The 17,860-nt window shown below is 68.7% G+C and carries 17 protein-coding genes; 12 read left to right on the plus strand and 5 right to left on the minus strand.

The window, feature by feature from the left end; translation table 11 throughout:
- The first annotated feature begins 1 nt into the window (after position 1).
- Together GYB83_RS01315 and GYB83_RS01320 are read left to right on the plus strand one after the other, a co-directional pair.
- Complete coding sequence (locus GYB83_RS01315) at positions 2-796, plus strand: enoyl-CoA hydratase family protein (protein WP_161893765.1); 795 nt, start codon at positions 2-4, stop codon at positions 794-796.
- On the plus strand, positions 793-1,389 hold the full coding sequence (locus GYB83_RS01320) for a TetR/AcrR family transcriptional regulator (RefSeq protein WP_161893766.1): 597 nt from the start codon (positions 793-795) through the stop codon (positions 1,387-1,389). Before GYB83_RS01315 ends, GYB83_RS01320 begins: the two co-directional genes overlap by 4 nt.
- A gap of 34 nt (positions 1,390-1,423) precedes the next feature.
- Here the strand turns inward: GYB83_RS01320 and GYB83_RS01325 are convergent, their stop codons facing one another.
- From GYB83_RS01325 to lipA, 4 genes are all read right to left on the minus strand, one after another.
- Complete coding sequence (locus GYB83_RS01325; protein ID WP_161893767.1) at positions 1,424-2,536, minus strand: NDMA-dependent alcohol dehydrogenase; 1,113 nt, start codon at positions 2,534-2,536, stop codon at positions 1,424-1,426.
- 31 nt (positions 2,537-2,567) lie between these two features.
- A complete protein-coding gene (locus GYB83_RS01330; RefSeq protein ID WP_161893768.1) occupies positions 2,568-4,064 on the minus strand; it encodes an aldehyde dehydrogenase family protein in 1,497 nt (498 codons plus the stop codon).
- Between the two features lie 148 nt (positions 4,065-4,212).
- Positions 4,213-5,820, minus strand: coding sequence for a helix-turn-helix domain-containing protein (locus GYB83_RS01335; protein WP_161893769.1), 1,608 nt, complete (start codon positions 5,818-5,820; stop codon positions 4,213-4,215).
- A gap of 63 nt (positions 5,821-5,883) precedes the next feature.
- Complete coding sequence (gene lipA, locus GYB83_RS01340) at positions 5,884-6,816, minus strand: lipoyl synthase (protein ID WP_161893770.1); 933 nt, start codon at positions 6,814-6,816, stop codon at positions 5,884-5,886.
- Between the two features lie 131 nt (positions 6,817-6,947).
- Here lipA and GYB83_RS01345 point away from each other — a divergent pair, with 131 nt between their 5' ends.
- The 10 genes from GYB83_RS01345 (at position 6,948) to GYB83_RS01390 (ending at position 17,051) form a co-directional block, all read left to right on the plus strand.
- A complete protein-coding gene (locus tag GYB83_RS01345) occupies positions 6,948-7,940 on the plus strand; it encodes a thiamine pyrophosphate-dependent dehydrogenase E1 component subunit alpha (RefSeq protein ID WP_161893771.1) in 993 nt (330 codons plus the stop codon).
- Positions 7,937-8,920: an alpha-ketoacid dehydrogenase subunit beta gene (locus GYB83_RS01350; protein ID WP_161893772.1), complete on the plus strand. Its 984-nt coding sequence runs from the start codon at positions 7,937-7,939 to the stop codon at positions 8,918-8,920. Before GYB83_RS01345 ends, GYB83_RS01350 begins: the two co-directional genes overlap by 4 nt.
- 45 nt (positions 8,921-8,965) lie before the next feature.
- Positions 8,966-9,235, plus strand: coding sequence for a biotin/lipoyl-containing protein (locus tag GYB83_RS01355; RefSeq protein ID WP_161893773.1), 270 nt, complete (start codon positions 8,966-8,968; stop codon positions 9,233-9,235).
- 11 nt (positions 9,236-9,246) lie between these two features.
- Positions 9,247-9,987: a 2-oxo acid dehydrogenase subunit E2 gene (locus GYB83_RS01360; RefSeq protein ID WP_161893774.1), complete on the plus strand. Its 741-nt coding sequence runs from the start codon at positions 9,247-9,249 to the stop codon at positions 9,985-9,987.
- Positions 9,984-10,466 carry a VOC family protein gene (locus GYB83_RS01365; protein ID WP_161893775.1) on the plus strand — a complete coding sequence of 161 codons (483 nt, stop codon included), beginning with the start codon at positions 9,984-9,986 and terminating at the stop codon, positions 10,464-10,466. Before GYB83_RS01360 ends, GYB83_RS01365 begins: the two co-directional genes overlap by 4 nt.
- Positions 10,467-10,499: 33 nt before the next feature.
- Positions 10,500-11,747: an amidohydrolase family protein gene (locus tag GYB83_RS01370; protein WP_161893776.1), complete on the plus strand. Its 1,248-nt coding sequence runs from the start codon at positions 10,500-10,502 to the stop codon at positions 11,745-11,747.
- Positions 11,748-11,778: 31 nt separating this feature from the next.
- The gene (locus GYB83_RS01375) at positions 11,779-13,260 is read left to right on the plus strand and encodes an aldehyde dehydrogenase family protein (RefSeq protein WP_161893777.1); all 1,482 of its coding nucleotides are present in this window, start codon (positions 11,779-11,781) and stop codon (positions 13,258-13,260) included.
- On the plus strand, positions 13,257-14,045 hold the full coding sequence (locus GYB83_RS01380) for a TIM barrel protein (RefSeq protein ID WP_161893778.1): 789 nt from the start codon (positions 13,257-13,259) through the stop codon (positions 14,043-14,045). Before GYB83_RS01375 ends, GYB83_RS01380 begins: the two co-directional genes overlap by 4 nt.
- A complete protein-coding gene (lpdA, locus tag GYB83_RS01385) occupies positions 14,042-15,412 on the plus strand; it encodes a dihydrolipoyl dehydrogenase (RefSeq protein WP_161893779.1) in 1,371 nt (456 codons plus the stop codon). Before GYB83_RS01380 ends, lpdA begins: the two co-directional genes overlap by 4 nt.
- A 145-nt stretch (positions 15,413-15,557) precedes the next feature.
- Entirely contained in the window at positions 15,558-17,051 is a 1,494-nt protein-coding gene (locus GYB83_RS01390) for a purine-cytosine permease family protein (RefSeq protein ID WP_161893780.1), read from the plus strand.
- Positions 17,052-17,080: 29 nt separating this feature from the next.
- Here the strand turns inward: GYB83_RS01390 and GYB83_RS01395 are convergent, their stop codons facing one another.
- The gene (locus GYB83_RS01395) at positions 17,081-17,836 is read right to left on the minus strand and encodes a FadR/GntR family transcriptional regulator (protein ID WP_161893781.1); all 756 of its coding nucleotides are present in this window, start codon (positions 17,834-17,836) and stop codon (positions 17,081-17,083) included.
- Positions 17,837-17,860 lie beyond the last annotated feature (24 nt).

Genomic DNA, 17,860 nt, shown 5'->3' on the forward strand with positions numbered 1-17,860 from the left:
CATGACCGACACCCTCGTGCGGACGGAGGTCGACGCCGCGATCGCCACCGTGACGCTCGATTCGCCGGCCAACCGCAACGCGCTCAGTTCGGTGCTGGTCGCCCAGTTGCGGGCGGCGTTGGCCCATGCGGCATCCGACGACACGGTCCGCGCCGTCGTACTGACCCACACGGGCGGGACGTTCTGCGCGGGCGGCGACCTCCGCGAAGCGCTCGGCAGGGGACTGTCGCCGGAGGAGGCGACCGCGGAGGGCGCCGAGGCGATGATCGGCGTGATGCGGGCGATGATGGAGATGCCGAAGCCGGTGATCGTGGTCGCCGACGGGCACGTCCGAGCGGGTGGTTTCGGTCTGCTCGGCGCGGCCGACATCGCGATCGCCGGACCGGGCGCCACATTCGCGCTCACCGAGTCGCGACTCGGACTGGCCCCGTCGATGATCTCGATCGTCCTGCTGCCGAAGCTCACCGCGCGGGCGTCTGGCCGCTACTTCCTGACGGGGGAGACGTTCACTCCCGCGCAGGCGGAGTCGTTCGGGCTGGTCAGCAAGGCCCTCGCCGCGGCCGACGACGTCGTAGCCGAACTGCGGTCGGTTTGCGAGGGGATCCGCAAGGCGTCGCCGCAGGGCCTTGCGGCGTCCAAGAGACTGACCACGGCGGCGCTCCTCGCGTCGTTCGACCGGCAGGCGCGGGACAGGGCAGCCGAGTCGGCGGCGCTGTTCGCGTCCGACGAGGCGCGTGAGGGGATGACGGCCTTCCTGTCGAAGAGCCGTGCCCCGTGGGACACGAGCGCGCAGTGAACCAGCCGGTCCGCGCACCCCAGCAGGACCGCTCCCGGATCACCCGGGAGCGGCTCCTGGCGTCGACCCTGGACATCCTGGCGGTCCACGGGTGGGCTGCCGCGACCGTGGCTCGTGTCGCCGAGGAGGCCGGGGTGTCCCGCGGTGCCGCCCAGCATCACTTCCCGACGCGGGAAGCGTTGATCACCGCGGCCCTGGAGCAGATGTTCACCGAACTCATCGCGATGGCCGACACCCGCGAGGCCCTGCCGGACGGGCCCGAACGCATCGACATCGTGGTCGGGCGGGCGGTCGAGATCTACACCGGCCGCGAGTTCAAGGCCGCCCTGCAGGTGTGGGCGGCCGCCGCGTCCGACGAGGTGCTCCGCGAACAGATAACCCCGCTGGAGGCGAAGTTCGCGCGCGCCGCCTACCGGATGACCCGCAACGGGTTGGACCCGGACGGATCGCAGCCCCTGTCGCATCGTCTCGCTCAGGCCACACTCGACCTCGCACGCGGACTCGGGCTCGCCGACACGCTCACGGACGACTCTGTCCGCCGAGCCCAGGTGGTCGCGACGTGGAGCGAACAGCTCCGCGCCGCGTTGCGGTGACGGCCGCGTTCCCCCTGGGTCGCACGGCGGAGATCTACTGGGCGTGGTCGATGACGCCGCGGACGTTCAGACCGTTGCGAAGGTCCTCGTATCCCTGGTTGACGTCTTCGAGTGAGTAGCGCTTGGTGACCAGCTCGTCGAGCTTGAGCTCGCCCGCGTCGTACAGACGAAGCAGGCGGACGATGTCGTACTGCGGGTTCATCGAACCGAACAGCGAACCCATGATCGTCTTCTGATTCAGGGTCAGGTCGGTGCCCGACACCTGGACGGTGAGCTTGGTCGGGTCGGCCAGACCGGTGATCACGACTCGTCCGCCCTTGCCGATCACCGCGGTCGCGGCCTGAACCACCGGCACGTCGACGGTGCCGACGAGGATCAGCGCGGCGTCGGCGCCCTGACCCCACGTGAGCTCGGTGACCTTCTCCTGCGCCTCCTCCGCGGTCGCGAACGCATGGGTCGCGCCGAACTTGAGCGCCTGGTCCCGCTTCATCGAAATCGGGTCGACGGCGACGACGTACTTGCAGCCTGCCGCGACGGCGCCCTGAACGGCGTTGATGCCGAGGCCGCCGATGCCGTAGATCACGGCGGTGTCGCCCGCGCGCAGGTTGCCCGCGTTGACCGCGGTGCCCCACCCGGACGGGACGCCGCAGCCGACCAGGACTGCGGTCTCCAGCGGAAGCCAGTCGTCCACCTTGACCACCGAGTGCTGCGAGATCGTCGCGTACTCGGAGAAGGTGCCCAGCATGCACATCGCTCCGAAGTCGACGCCGTCGCCGTGGAACCGGAACGTGCCGTCGGGCATCGATCCCTCCAGGATGGTGGCGCCCATGTCACAGAGGTTCTGGCGGCCCGTCGAACAGTAGCGGCAGGTGCCGCAGTTCGGGATGAAGCTGCACACCACGTGGTCGCCCGCCTTGACCTTCGTCACGCCGGGACCGACCTCCTGGATGATTCCGGAGCCCTCGTGACCTCCGACGATCGGGTAGCGGGGCGGGAGGTCGCCGTCGGTGAGGTGCAGGTCGGAGTGGCACAGGCCCGCGGCCGTGTACTTGATCAGCACTTCGCCCGGACCGGGGCCGTCGAGTTCGAGTTCCATGATCTCGAACGGCTTGCCCGCTTCGAGGAGTACTGCTGCCTTGGTCTTCATGGGGTGTCCTTACGTGGTGGTGGGGTTGGGGTCAGAGCGCGATGTTGACGGACTTGGTCTGCGTGTAGTGATCGACGGCGGAGTCGCCGAGTTCGCGGCCCCAGCCGGACTGCTTGAATCCGCCGAACGGCAGAGCGGTGTCGAAGCCGTTGTACTGGTTCACCCAGACCGAACCGGCCTGCAGCTTCGCGGCCGTGCGGTGGGCCTTCGAGACGTCCTTGGTCCAGATGCCCGCGGCGAGACCGTAGATCGAGTCATTGGCGGCGCGAGCGACGTCCTCTTCGTCGTCGAACGGGAGCGCGACCACAACCGGGCCGAAGATCTCCTCTTCGACGATCGAGAACTCGGGCTTCACGTCGACGAACACGGTGGGCTCGACGAAGTAGCCCTCATCGCCCCATCGGCCGCCGCCGGTCAGCGCGCGGGCGCCGTCGGCTAGACCCTGCTGGATGTAGCCGCTCACCCGATCGAACTGTTCCTGCGACACCAGCGGTCCGAGCTCGGTGGTCGGGTCGAGTCCCGGGCCGATCTTCGCCTGCGATGCGGCGTTCGCGACGGCCTGCGTGAAGTCGTCGAAGATGTCGCGCTGCACGAACATGCGGGTGCCCGCCACGCAGCACTGGCCGTGGTTGAACATCCACGCGGCCACCGAACCGGCGACGGCTGCGTCGAGATCGGCGTCGTTGTAGACGATGTTCGGGCTCTTGCCGCCGAGTTCGAGGGTCACCTTCTTGAGGTTCCCGGTGGCGGCGTGAACGATCTTCTTTCCGACCTCGGTGGAACCGGTGAACGCGACCTTGTCGACGTCCATGTGCGCGGACAGCGCGGCGCCCGCGTCGCCGAAGCCGGGCACGATGTTGACGACGCCGGGCGGGAATCCGGCCTCCTCGAACACCTCGCCGAGCATCAGTGCGCTGAGCGGAGTCTGCTCGGCGGGCTTGAGCACAACGGTGTTGCCCGCGGCGAGGGCGGGTGCGAGCTTCCACGTCGCCATCAGGATGGGGAAGTTCCAGGGGATGATCTGGCCGCAGACGCCGATCGACTCTCGTCGGGTGTAGGCGTGGAACTGCTGGTCGGGAGCGAACGGCATCGACGGTGTGACCGACGAGCCGGTGATCTTGGTGGCGAGACCGGCGTTGTACCGCCAGACGTCCGCCGACCATCCGACGTCGACCGCGGTGGCGATGGCGACCGACTTCCCGTTGTCGAGCGCCTCGAGCTGACCGAAGATCTCGGCTCGCTCGGAGAGGATGTCGCCGACTCGCCAGATGAGACGTTCCCGCTCGTTCGGCTTCATCCGCGACCACGGGCCCTCGTACGCTGCGCGGGCGGCCGCGACGGCACGGTCGATGTCGGCTGCCTCGCCCTGCGCGACGTTGGTGATGACGCGGCCGGTGGCCGGGTCGTTGGTGGCGAACGTGCGTCCTGATGCCGCATCGACCCACTGGCCGCCGATCAGCATCTTGCGGTCAGTGGAGACGAAGTCGGCGACGGCGGGAAGCAGTCCCGGAATCGTGGTCGTGGTCATCGGAGACCTCCTGGCGAGAGTATGTGAAGCGCGCCACTGTGACGCACATCATTTCTCGCACGGGGCCGCGGACCCGCCGTGTACGGAAACTGAACACTCCAACTGGACAGGCCCTCCTCCGGCGGCGGGTGGCGACTGTCCGAGCAGGTCAGCCGGTGATTCCGAGGGCCCGGATGCGGGCGTACAACGTGGTCCGACTGATGCCGAGAGCCTTGGCCGCTGTGCTCTTGTTGCCTTCCGCGGTGGACAGTGCCGCCACGATCGCCTGACGTTCGGCCTGCTCGAGTCCCATCAACTTGGATGCTCGCGTCGACGCCTGGTAGTCGACGGGCAGGTCGATCGAACCGACCGTGCGTGAGCCCCGTGCGGCCGACGCGTCGGCCGCACGGCGGAGGACGTTGGTCAGTTCGGTGAGATTCCCCGGCCATTCCTGGCACACCAGAGCATCGGCGGCGTCGGACCCGAGATCGAGGCGCGGGTCGATTCTGGCGAGAGCTTCCTGCCCGAGTGCCGCGAGTTCCGTGGGTCGGTCGCGGAGCGGAGGCAGAACGATTCGCCGCCCGCAGCACGCCGTCAACGCGGCGACAGTCGGGGCGAGTGATTCCGGGGGACCGGTGACGACGATGATCGGGGGATCGGACGGGTTGTTCGACGCCACGGCCGAGTGCATCAGCCGCAGGGACCTCTCGTCGAGAAGGTCCGCGCCGTCGAAGAGCACCCCGTCGCCCGACAGCCGAGCCTGACGCAGGACCGCTGTCACATCGACCGGGGAGCCGTCGAGGATGGCCGCGGCGACGTCGACGATCGTCGCCCGATCGTCGGGCAGGCACGCGCGAGCTCGCGTCGAACGGCCCGTCCCCGGCTCGCCGCAGACCGCGGTGGTCGCGCCGACTGCGACCGGCACCGTCAACGGCACGGCGGTCGCCGATCCGACCTCGGGGCGCAGGCGGAACACGGCCGCGTGCGCGACGCCCGGAATCCGGTCGATCGCAATCTGCGCCACCGCACCGGAGACGAGGGTGATCGTCGACGGCATGAGGCGATCGTGGAGCAGGAGACGGAGGGTTCCGAAGTCGGCCGGGGCGAGCAGGCCCGCGGCCAGGGCGTTGGTGAGCTGGAGGTCGTCGCCGACGGCGGCGACCGCGTAGTCGCGGCGAGCCGAGGCCTGCTCGAATGCGGCGATCACCGTGCGGTGCTCGGCGTGTGAACGGCTGAGGAGTCGGTCGGCGATATCGTCGACCAGTCCGCGCACGAGTGGGACCGACAGCGGGTTGATCCGGTCGGCGACCTCCGTCATGCAGATGATGCCTGCCACGCGACGGGTCGCCGGGTGGATGATTGGTCTGCCGAAGCAGCTCAGGGAGCGGAACTGCTCCAGATAGTGCTCACCGCTGTTGATGACGACGTCGCCGCGGACTTCGGCCGTGGTGCCGAGCGCCGTGGTGCCCATCGCCTCCTCGTGGAACGACGCGCCGTCGATCGCCCCGATGTCCTCCAGGCGCCGTTCGAGCGTCGAATCCGACGACACGCGGGCCACCATCCGGCTCTGGCTGTCGACGAGCAGCAGCGCCGTCGACGTTCCGCTGAGCACTTCGGCCGCGCGAGCGAGTACCGGTCGCGCGGCGTCGAGCAGGGGATCGGCGGCCGCGATGTCCGACAGGACGGGCTCGGGTCGGTCGTCGGGGAGCAGTCCCGACGACTGGACTCGCCGCCAGGAGGCGGCGATCACGTCACGGTGTGGCAGGGCGGTCGGCACCTGTCCACTGTGGCACGGATTACACCACGGAAGGAAGGTCCGCCGACCTCGATCGCGCGCCGGTCACGCGTCCTGACGGGCGGCGACGGCCGACTGGTACAGGCGTCCGGCGCGGTACGAGGACCGCACCAGCGGTCCCGACATGACGCCGAGGAAGCCGATCTCTTCGGCGCGCCTGCTCCAGTGCACGAACCTCTCCGGCTTCACCCACCGGTCAACCGGATGGTGACGCGGCGACGGACGAAGGTACTGGGTGATGGTGACGAGGTCGCAGCCGGCGTCGTGTAGATCGCGGAGGGCTTCGTCGATCTCGTCGTCGGTCTCTCCCATGCCGAGGATCAGGTTCGACTTGGTGATCAGTCCGGCGTCGCGCGCGTCGGAGATGACGCCGAGCGACCGTTCGTACGTGAACGCCGGGCGGATCTTCTTGAAGATGCGCGGCACGGTCTCGACGTTGTGGGCCAGGACGCTCGGGCGGGTCTCGAAGACCTCGTCGAGCAGGTCGGCCCGACGGTTGAAGTCGGGGATGAGCAGCTCGACGCCCGTGTCCGGGCAGGACCGACGGATCTGGCGTACGGTCTCGGCCCACAGCCAGGAGCCGCCGTCGTCGAGGTCGTCGCGGGCGACTCCGGTGACGGTGGCGTACCGGAGCCCCATCGTGGCGACCGATTCGGCGACTCGTCGGGGTTCGTCGGTGTCGAGGGCCGCGGGTCGACCGGTGTCGATGTTGCAGAAGTCGCAGCGTCGGGTGCACTGTTCGCCGCCGATGAGGAAGGTGGCCTCCCGGTCTTCCCAGCACTCGAAGATGTTGGGGCACAGGGCTTCCTGGCACACCGTGCGGAGTTGTTCGCTCCGGACGAGGTCGTTGATGGCGAGGAACTCGGGCCCGGTCTTCGCGCGTGCCCTGATCCAGTCCGGCTTCGTCTCGATCGGGGTCTGCGAGTTCCGGACTTCGAGTCGCAGCAGTTTGCGCTGGGGATCTCGTGCTGACGTCATGGTTACTCCTAGGTCACATTCGACCACCACTTGTGTGATGGATTACAGGTATGACAACATACCGGATGTCCGAACTGGTGCGGATCGATCCATCCGATGAGGGACCGATCCGCAGGAACTCAGGAGTGAACATGGCAGATGCTGTGACCCGCGAGGAGGCGCTGGAGCTGATGGCTCGCATGGTGCGGATTCGCAAATTCGAGGAGCTGGCGGCTCGCCTGCGCGCCAAGGGACTGATACCGGGCTTCCTGCACCCGTACATCGGCCAGGAAGCCGTCGCGGTCGGCGTCTGCGCCGCGCTCGGCGACGGTGACGTCCTCACGAGCGCGCACCGCGGCCACGGTCACATCCTCGGCCGCGGCGCCGACCCGGCCAAGATGTACGCCGAGCTCTTCGCGCGAGTGACCGGCTACAACCGCGGCAAGGGCGGCTCCCTGCACATGATCGACACCGAGCTCGGCTTCCTCGGGGCCAACGGCATCGTCGCCGGCGGCATCCCGCTGGCGACCGGAGCCGCACTGCAGCTCAAGCGTGCGGGCGACGGCTATGTCGCCGTCACCTTCTTCGGCGACGGCGCGTCGAACGAGGGCGCGTTCCACGAGTCGATGAACCTGGCCGCACTGTGGAAGCTGCCCGTGCTGTTCATCTGCGAGAACAACCTGTACGGCGAATTCACCCGCCAGGACAAGCACCAGCTCGTCACCGACGTCGCCGACCGCGCGGCGAGCTACGTGATGCCCGGCGTCGTCGTCGACGGCAACGATGTGCTCGCGGTCCAGCAGGTGACCGCCGAGGCCGTCGAACTCGCACGCACCGGCGGCGGCCCGACCCTCATCGAGGCGAAGACCTACCGTCATCGGGGCCACTTCGAGGGCGACATGGCTCGCTACCGTCCGAAGGACGAGGTCGCCCACTGGATGGGTCGCGACCCGATCGACCTGTTCGCCGCGGTCCTCACCGACCGCTGGGGCGTCTCCGCGGACGAGATCGACAATCTCAAGACCGAGGTCGCCGAGGAGCTCAAACGTGCGGCGGCGTGGGCCGAGGAGCAGCCGTTCCCCGAGCCGTCCGACGCCCTCACCGACATCTACGTCAACGACTACGAAGGAGCGATGCTGCGATGACTCGATTCACCAATGCCGACGCAGTCCGGCAGGCCATCGCCGAAGAGATGGAACGCGACCCCAACGTCATCCTCATCGGCGAGGACGTCGGCGAGCCCGGCGGCGTCTTCGGCGTCACCAAGGGACTGTGGGACCAGTTCGGCGCCGACCAACTGTGGGACACCCCGATCTCCGAGGAGGCGATCGTCGGCGCGGCCGTCGGCGCCGCCATGGTCGGCGCTCGCCCGATCGCCGAGATCATGTTCGGCGACTTCGTCACGCTCGCCATGGACATGATCGTCAACCAGGCGGCCAAGCTGCACTACATGACCGGTGGCAAGCTGTCGGTCCCGATGGTCGTCCGCATGGTCACCGGCACCGCGGGCTCCACCGCGGCGCAGCATTCGCAGAGCCTCGAGTCGTGGTTCCTGCACGTACCGGGTCTCAAGGTGGTCGCTCCCGGCACCCCCGAAGACACCAAGGGCCTGATGAAGCAGGCCATCCGCGACCCCGACCCGGTCATCTTCTTCGAGCACAAGCAGGTGTACGGAGGCCGCGGCGGCCCGGCGGGCGAGGTCGTCGAAGTCGAGCCCATCCCGTTCGGCAAGGGGCGCGTGCACCGTGAGGGCACCGACGTCACCGTCGTCTCCTACCTGAAGACGATGCACGACAGTCTCGCCGCGGCCGAAGAACTCGCCGACGAAGGCATCTCGCTCGAGGTCTGGGACCCACGCACGCTCGTTCCGTTCGACTACGACGGCCTGCGCGAGTCGATCGCCAAGACCGGACGACTCGTCATCGCCCACGAGGCCGTGCAGCGCGGCGGCATGGGCGCCGAGATCGCGGCCTGGGCCGCATCGGAATGCCACGACCTGCTCAAGGCCCCGATCCTGCGCATCGGCAACCGCAACTCGCCGATTCCGTACGCGCCGGTCCTCGAACGCGAGGTCATCCCCGGCAAGGAGCGGATCGTCGACGAGATCCGCGCGCTCGTCCGCTGACCGACCGATCACCACCCGATTCAACCAACCAAGGAGCGAAACAGCATGGCAACCGAATACCCGATGCCGCAGTGGGGCATCACCATGGAAGAGGGCATCATCGCCGAGTGGGCCGTCGCCGTCGGCGACGAGGTCGAGGAGGGCACCGTCCTCGGCCAAGTCGCCACCGACAAGATCGACGTCGACTTCGAGTCGCCCGCCGCGGGAGTCATCGCGGCACTGCTCGCCGCGGAAGGCGACACCGTCGCCTGCGGCACCGCGGTAGTGGTCATCGCCGACGACGCCGCCGACGCGGCCGCCTACCAGGCATCCTGAGACGTCGACCCATGACTGAACAGACCACGCGGCTCACCCGAATCCGCGCGATCATCGCCCAGCGCATGCACGCCTCGCTGTCGACGACCGCACAGCTCACCTCGGTGGTCGAGGTCGACGTCACCGACGTCATGGACGCGCGCCGCGCGCACGGCGCGACGTTCAAGGAGCGCCACGGCGTCTCGCTGTCGCCGTTCGCGGTGATCGCCCGCGCCGCGACCCTCGCCCTGGCCGAGCACCCGCTGCTCAATTCGGCGATCGACGTCGACGCGGGCACTCGGACGACGCACCCCGAGGTCAATCTCGGCGTCGCCGTCGACACCGAGGCCGGTCTCCTCGTGCCGAACATCAAGTCGGCGCAGGACCTCGACGTCGTCGGCCTGGCCGGTGCGATAACCGAACTGGCAGGCAAGGCCCGCGGTCGCGGTCTCAAGCCCGCCGACCTGGAGGGCGGCACGTTCACGCTCACCAACACCGGCTCGCGCGGGTCGATCCTCGACACTCCCATCCTCAACGCACCGGAGGTCGGCATCCTCGCCACCGGAGCCGTGGAGCGCCGCGTCATGGCGATCGGCGAGATCGACTCGGAGACGATCGCGGTCCGCGACTGCGCGTACTTGTGCCTGACCTACGATCACCGGCTCGTCGACGGCGCCGATGCCGCCCGCTACCTGGGAACCGTCAAGGACATCCTGGAATCGGGTCGTCTCCTCGACGAACTCGGACTCGCCCCGGCGAAGGCGTCACTGTGACGTTTCGTGTCGATCACCTCGGGGTGGTGGTGACAGACCTCGACGTCGCCGTCGAGTTCTTCACCACCCGCCTGGGTGCGGAGCTGACGTTCCGCATGGAACGTTTCGTCGACGACACCGAAGCGGCCCCACGTCGCCTCGGCGCCGCAGGCGGAAGCTTCGCCCTCGCGATGCTGTCGATCGCGGGGCGACAGGTGGAACTCGTCCAATGGTGGGACGGGGACGGCTCGGGAATCGTCGACGTCGCCGACGCCCGCCGCCCCGACCGGGTCGGCGCCGCCCACCTCGGCGTCGACGTCCCGGACGTCCCGGCCGCACTGGAGAAGCTGCGGGCCGTCGACGGCGTCACCGTCGTCGGCGAACCCGTCACCTTCGAGTCCGGGGTCACACCCGGCCTCACGAATGCCTTCGTGTGGACCGGTTTCGGTGTCCTCCTCGAACTCATGGCCTGGCCCGCCCCGTCACTCGGCCATCGGTGATCGCACCCGCGATCCGGCGATGAAAGGACTGTCGTGACCAACGACGACGCGCTCCTGCTCACTGGCGCACACATCTCGGGGAGCACCGATCGGCACGATGTGCTGATCATCGACGGCGTCATCAGCGACGTCGCCCCGGCCGGGAGGTTCCCGACCGACTCGCAGCGGTCGCCGCAACGCGTCGACCTGTCCGGCCACGTGCTGATGCCCGCGGCCGCCGAACCCCACGCCCACCTGGACAAGGCGTTCCTCGCCGACCGGGCGGCCAACCTGACCGGCGACCTCGGCGGCGCCATCGAAGCGCTGATCAGCGTGTACCCGACGCTGTCCGCCGACGACGTCGCCGACCGGGCCCGCCGTGCCGTCGACATCGCCGTCGCCAGGGGCTTCACCGCCATCCGCACCCACGCCGACGTCGACCCGCTCGTCGGCGTCACCGGGGTCGGCGAACTGGTGAAGCTCGGCCGGTCGCGCAGCGACGTCGACCTGACCGTGGTCGCACTCGTGTCCGCGCCGGTCACCGGCGACGAGGGCGCGCAGCGTCGCCGTCTCCTCGACGAGGCGATAGAAGCGGGTGCTCACGCGGTCGGCGGTGCGCCCGCCCTCGACGTCGACCCGCACGGCGCGGTCCGGATCCTCGCCGAACGGGCCGCCGACGCCGGTCTGCCGATCGACCTGCACCTCGACGAGACGCTCGACGCGGGCAGCCGCACCCTCGAGACGTTCATGGGGGAGGTCGAGCGGTTGGGTCTCGGCGGCCGAGCCACCGCGTCGCACTGCGTCAGCCTCGGCCGACGCGACCTCGCCGAGGTCGTCGACGTCGCTCGACGTCTCGCCGACGTCGGCATCGCCGTCGTCACGCTGCCGCAGACCAACCTCGGTCTGCAGGCACGGGAGCACCCGACGCTCACACCGCGTGGACTGCCGCCGCTCCGGCCGTTGCTCGACGCCGGTGTCGCGGTCGCCGGCGGCAGCGACAACTGGCGCGACATGTTCAACCCGCTCGGTCGGATCGATCCGCTCGAGACGGCGGCCCTCCTCGTCGCCGCCGGACACCTCCTTCCCGACGAGGCGGTCCACGCCGTGACCGGTGCGGCCCGCGACGCGATCGGCGCACCGGTCATCGACCGGGTCGAGGTCGGCGCCCCCGCCGAACTCCTCGCCGTCCGCGCCGGATCCGTGGTCGAGGCGATCGCCTCCGGCACCGAGGCCCGCACCGTGATCCACCGCGGACGGGTGGTGGCACGCACCGACGTGACCACGCACCGCCCCACCCTCTGACTCATTCGAGAACACCCTCAGGAGAGACACCATGACCACCGCCTTCACCCGTGGACCCTGGACCACGCTCAACCTCCCGACGGCCGACCAGACGTTCTGCGTCACCGGCAACGGCACCCTCGACAGCATCGACCCCACCACCGGCGAGGTCGTCGCGACCCTGTCGGTGTCGACGACCAACGCCGAGGTCGACCAGGTGGTCGCCGCAGCGCATGAGGCGATGGCGTCGACGCCGTGGCGCAACGACGGCGCCCGCCGCGCCCGCGTCCTCAACCGCTACGCCCAGGGCTTGCGCGACAACGTCGACTTCCTCGCCGAACTGCTCACCCGCGAGCAGGGCAAGACCATCGGCGAAGCCCGCACCGAGGTGCTGTCCTCAGCGGAGATGGTCGAGTACTACGCGGGCGCCGCTCGGATGCTGTACGGCCGCGCGATGGCGCTCGGCGACAACGCCCACGCCGTCATTCTGCGCGAACCGATCGGGGTCGTGGGCGTCATCACGCCCTGGAACTGGCCGCTCCTGCTGATGATCCGGGCGATCGCACCCGCCCTCGCCGCGGGCAACGCCGTCGTCGTCAAACCTGCCAGCGTGACTCCCGCGATCACCGTCGAAGGACTCGCGCCGCTGGCGGCCGACCCCGAGCTGCCTGCCGGGATCGTCTCCTGCGTCCTCGGTTCCGGCGGCATCGTCGGCGACGCCGTCGTCACCAATCCCGGCGTCGACATGATCGCTTTCACCGGCGAGTCGAGCACCGGCATCAACGTGATGAAGCGCGCCGCGGACGACCTCCGCAAGGTGTCGCTGGAACTCGGCGGCAAGTCGCCGAACATCGTCTTCGCCGACGCCGACCTGGACAAGGCGCTCGACGGCGCGCTGAACGCCGCGTTCTCCACCAGCGGCCAGATCTGCACCGCGGGCAGCCGCCTCCTCGTCGAGGACTCGATCTACGACACGTTCATGGCTCGCCTCACCGAGCGCGTCGAGGCGTTCCGCATCGGCGACCCGCTCGACCCGGCCACCACCATGGCGCCCGTCGTGTCGAAGTCGCAGCAGAAGTCGGTCACCGAGTACGCCGAGATGGGCCGCGACGCGGGCACCGTCATCGCCGAGGCCACCGTCCCCGCAGACGCTCCCGACACCTCGTGCTACGTCGCCCCCATCGTCATCGGCGACCTCGCGTCCGACTCGCCGGTCGTTCAGGAGGAGATCTTCGGACCCGTGCTCGTCGTGCAGCGATTCGCCGATGAGGCCGAGGCCGTCGAGATCGCCGAGGACAGCGAGTTCGGTCTCGCCGCGGGAATCTGGACGAGCGATCTGAATCGCGCATGGCGCATGGGCCGGGCGGTCAGCGCAGGCTCGGTGTGGATCAACACCTACCATCACTTCTACGCCGAAGCCGAGGTCGGCGGTTTCAAGAAGTCTGGTCTGGGCCGCCAGCAGGGCGTCACCGGGATCGAGGAGTTCACCGAGACCAAGCACCTCAACTTCGACATCGCGGACACGCTGTGGTGACCCGCGCCATCTCGATCGAGCTGATCTGGCGCGATCGACCGTTCCCCGAGCGTGCCGTCGCCGCCGCACGGGCAGGCTTCGACCTCGTCGACCTCTGGGACCGCCGGACCAGCGACCTCCCGGAACTCGCCGAGGCGTGTGCGGACAACGGCATCGGCATCAACGGCTTCTTCGGCAACCGGGACAACGGTCTCGCCGACCCGGACGGCGGCTCCGCCGCTCTCGACGAGATCGCCCGCAACCTGGAGGCCGCTCACGAGGTCGGCGCCCGTCAGCTGCACGTGTTCTCCAACGCCATCCTCCCCGGCGGAATCGTCAAAGCGGTCCCCGCGCCGCGCGTCACCGCGTGGGGCACGGCCGTGGAGAACCTGTCCAAGGCGGCCGACATGGCGCGTGAGGCCGGTGTCCAGCTGATGCTGGAGCATCTGAACTCGGTGTACCTGCCCGGATACCTGTGGAGCGACGCGGGGGCGGTCGCGGCCGTCGCGCGGGAGGTCGGCCGTGCCGAGGTGCGCGGCGTCTTCGACACCTATCATCAGCAGCTCACCGCGGGTCGTCTCGTCGACACCCTGATCGCAGGGTGGGACCAGTGGGGCCGTATCGACATCGCGGGCGTCCCCGGACGGTGCGAGCCGGGCAAGGGCGAGATCGACTTCCGCTACCTGCAGTCGGTCATCACCGAACGCGGATGGGACGGTCCGATGACCTTCGAGATCACCCCCTCCGGCGACCCCGATGACGCGATGACGCTCATCGACGACATCTTCCCCAAGGACCGACCATGACTGACTACGAAAACGACCTGGTGATCCTGGGCGGCGGTTCCGGCGGCTACGCGGCCGCGCTGCGCGCCGCAGGCCTCGGATTGACGGTGACGCTCGTCGAAGCCGACGAACTCGGCGGGACATGCCTGCACCGTGGATGCATCCCGACGAAGGCGCTCCTGCATGCGGGCGAGGTGGCCGAGACGGTCCGCACCGCGGGCAAGCTCGGCATCGGAGCCGAGTTCACCGGCATCGACGTCGCCGCCGTCCAGAAGTACAAGAACGCCATCGTCTCTCGCCTGCATCGAGGTCTCGCCGGTCTCGTCGGCGTCAACGGCATCACGGTCGTCAAGGGATACGGCACACTCGTCGACGGGCACACGGTCATGGTCGACGGCGATGCCGTCCGCGGCGAGCACATCGTCCTCGCCACCGGCGCGGCTCCGGTCGTGCCGCAGGCGTTCGCGTTGAGCTCCACGGTTCTGACCAGCGATCAAGCGCTCGACCTCGACCGGATCCCCGACAGCGCGATCATCCTCGGCGGTGGCGTCATCGGCGTCGAATTCGCCAGCATGTGGTCGTCGATGGGAGCCGAGGTGACGATCGTCGAGGCGGCCGACCGCCTCGTCCCCGCCGAGGACCCGGAGCTCGCGGCTCGTCTGCAGCGGGCGTTCAAACGCCGGAAGATCGTCATGCGGACCGGTACCATGATGACCGGCGTCACAAGTTCGGACGCGGGTGTCGAGGTCGCTCTCGACGACGACTCGACCATCGCGGCGGACGTCCTGCTCATCGCGGTCGGTCGTGCGCCGGTCAGCGGGAGCCTCGTCGAATCCGGCATCGAGATCGATTCCGCGGGCTTCGTCGTCACCGACGACCGCCTACGGACGAGCATCGACTCGGTGTTCGCGGTCGGCGACCTGGTTCGCGGTCCTCAGCTCGCACATCGTGGGTTCGCCCACGGCGTCTTCGTCGCCGAAGAGATCGCGGGCACGAACCCGACTCCCGTCGATGACGACGGCGTCCCCCGCGTCACGTACTCCCAGCCGGAGATCGCTTCGGTCGGCCTGTCCGAGGCCGCGGCCACGGTGGAGTACGGCGGCGACGTCCGAACGGTCACCTACGACCTCGCAGGCAACGGGCGATCTCAGATCCTCGCCGCATCGGGTCTGGTGAAGCTCGTCCTCGCGCCCGACGATCGGGTGCTCGGAGTACATCTCGTCGGCGAACACGTCGGCGAGCTCATCGGTGAAGCCCAGCTGCTCACTCAGCTCGGCGTACCGGCGACGGATGCGGCACGGCTCGTCCATGCCCATCCGACACAGGGCGAAGCCCTGGGGGAAGCGCTGCTCATGGCGGTGGGCGCGCCCTTGCACGCACACAGTTGACGTGGTCCCCGAGAAGCCCGGTTCGGACGTCCCCGTCCGACCAGGCTCCGCAGATCTGGGCAGTGAACCTCTTTCAAACGACCCGCAGTGCCGACAGCACTCCTCGAGTAAGGCGGTGGACACAATGATTGATCCACATTCCGCAGTGAAACCCAGCGAGCAGATCGAACGCGAACTCGCCGAGAAGTACAAGCAGCCCAAGAACGTCGAACAGTTCGGCGTCGAGCGAATCCCCGATGAACTGAGGACCGTTCGCTGGTGGGACATCTTCGCGATCTTCCTGAACTTCCTCATCAACCCGGGCACTATCACCATCTCGGGAATCCTGATCGCCGCGGGCCTCGGCTTCTGGCAGGCCATGGTGACCGGTGTCCTGAGCATCCTGATCGGCTTCTCGGTCTACCTGATCGCCGCGACGGTCGGCTCCGACTACGCGATCCCCGGCCTGGTCAGCATGCGTGCGATCTTCGGCATCCGAGGCGCCGCGATCACGTCGATCCTCCGCGCGCTCTCCAGCATCTACTGGTTCGCGTTCCAGACGGTCGCCGCGTCCCTCGGCATCGCGATGGTCCTGCACCGGCTCTTCGACCGCGACTTCTCCCTGATCTGGATCAGCGTCGGCTGCGCGGTCCTGCAGCTCGTCGTCTCGATGTACGGCTACCACGCGCTCGCCAAGCTCTCGCGGTTCGCGTTCGTCTACAAACTGATCTTCTCGTGCGTCATCATCGTCATGCTGATGACGTTCCCCGAAGACGGCTACGCGCCGAGTGAGGTGCTCAGGTTCGCCGGCTCCGATCACGGCCAGATCACCCTGATGGCGTTCTGGGCGTTCGCGTGGGGCACCTCGTGGTTCACGAACTTCACCGACGCCGCCGACTTCTGCCGCTACACCAAGTCGCGCAAGGAGATGTGGCTCGGCACCCTGCTCGCAGCCATCGTCGGCCAGTTGATCTGCTCGTTCATCGGCGGCTACGCCGTCGCCGCGCTCGGCGGTGACATGGGCCCCGAGGACAGCGCGCTGACCGTCATCGTCGACACCACCCGCGGTTCATGGATCCTGCTCGTCCTGCTGCTCGTCTACGTCGTCCTGGACGCCTGGATGATCAACGTGCAGAACCTGTACACCGCCGGACTGGCGATCACCTCGCTGTTCTCGCGGGTCGGCCGCTTCTGGGGCACGCTCGGCGTCGGCATCCTCGGCATCGCGCTGTCGATGTCGTCCACGTTGATCAGCGGTTTCGACGGGTACATGGACGCGCTCGGCAACATCTTCGCTCCGCTGGCGGGCGTCTTCGTGGCCCACTACGTGATCCTGCAGAGGTGGGGGATGCAGGTGGACGAACTGTTCACGCACCGCGACAGCCGCTACTGGTACTGGGGAGGTGTCAACTGGGTCGCCATGATCGCCGTCGCGGTCGGCATCCCGGTCAACCACCTGGTCCCGCAGGAGTACGGCAACATCCTGGTCTCGGCGGCGTTCTCCGGACTGGTGTACCTGGTTCTCGTGCGGCTGTCCAAGAGCGGTTCGGACCAGCTGACCAACGCGCTGTACCCGATCCCGCACCGTCCGACCTTCTCGTACATGAAGGGCGACGCCTCGGTCGACGCGGTCCGGAGCGACTACGTCGCCGCGGACTGACGGTCTCGTCGACGGCGTCGGGCGGACACCTACCGTTCGGCGTCGTCGGTCGACGGGACGCGATCGTCGGTGGATCGGAGCCAGGCGCTGATCCGCTCCATGTGGGCGCGGGCGGCGTGCCGGGCGGCGTCCGGATCGCCCGCCGCGATGGCGTCGACGATCGCTCGGTGCTCGACGACCGAGCATTCGGCCTGACCCCGGTAGGAGAAGGTGGCCCCCCGCGACTCGGTGAGGACGTCGTTCAGGTCGTGGAGCAGCCGCGTCAGCAACGTGCTGTCGCTGTGGTCGGCGATCGCCAGATGGAACCGGCGGTCGAGGTCGGGCGCCGAAGCCAGGTCGTCGCGCTCGATCGCGTCGGCGAAGGCCTCGCTGGCCGCGCGGATCCGGTCGATCGCCTCCCGGTCACCGGCGGCCGCGACCTTCGCCGCCGCCAGCTCGTCGAGGGCCCCGCGGACGTCGGTCAACTCGATGAGACTGTCGCGGTGGACCGAGATGAAGGTCTTGACGCGAGACCCGTACTGATCGTCCGGGGTGTCGCGGACGAAGGCGCCCCGGCCGTGCTGGATGGTCACCAGGTCCATCGCTTCCAGGGCGGCGAGGGCCTGTCGGACGCTGACTCGGCTGACCCCGAACGTCTCGGACAGCTCGCGTTCGGGTGGCAGGGCCGACCCCGGTGGGAGGTCGCCCTTCTGGATGGCGGCCAACAACTGCTCCCGCACCTGCTGCGTCGGGCCGAATCTGCGGACGGCTTGGAACTTCGGTGCGCTGTTCTTCGGCTCGGTCATGCGTGCACGCCCCCGCTGTCGTGT

Origin of the sequence: Gordonia spumicola (assembly GCF_009932475.1) — a bacterium.
Classification (GTDB): Bacteria; Actinomycetota; Actinomycetes; order Mycobacteriales; family Mycobacteriaceae; genus Gordonia; species Gordonia spumicola.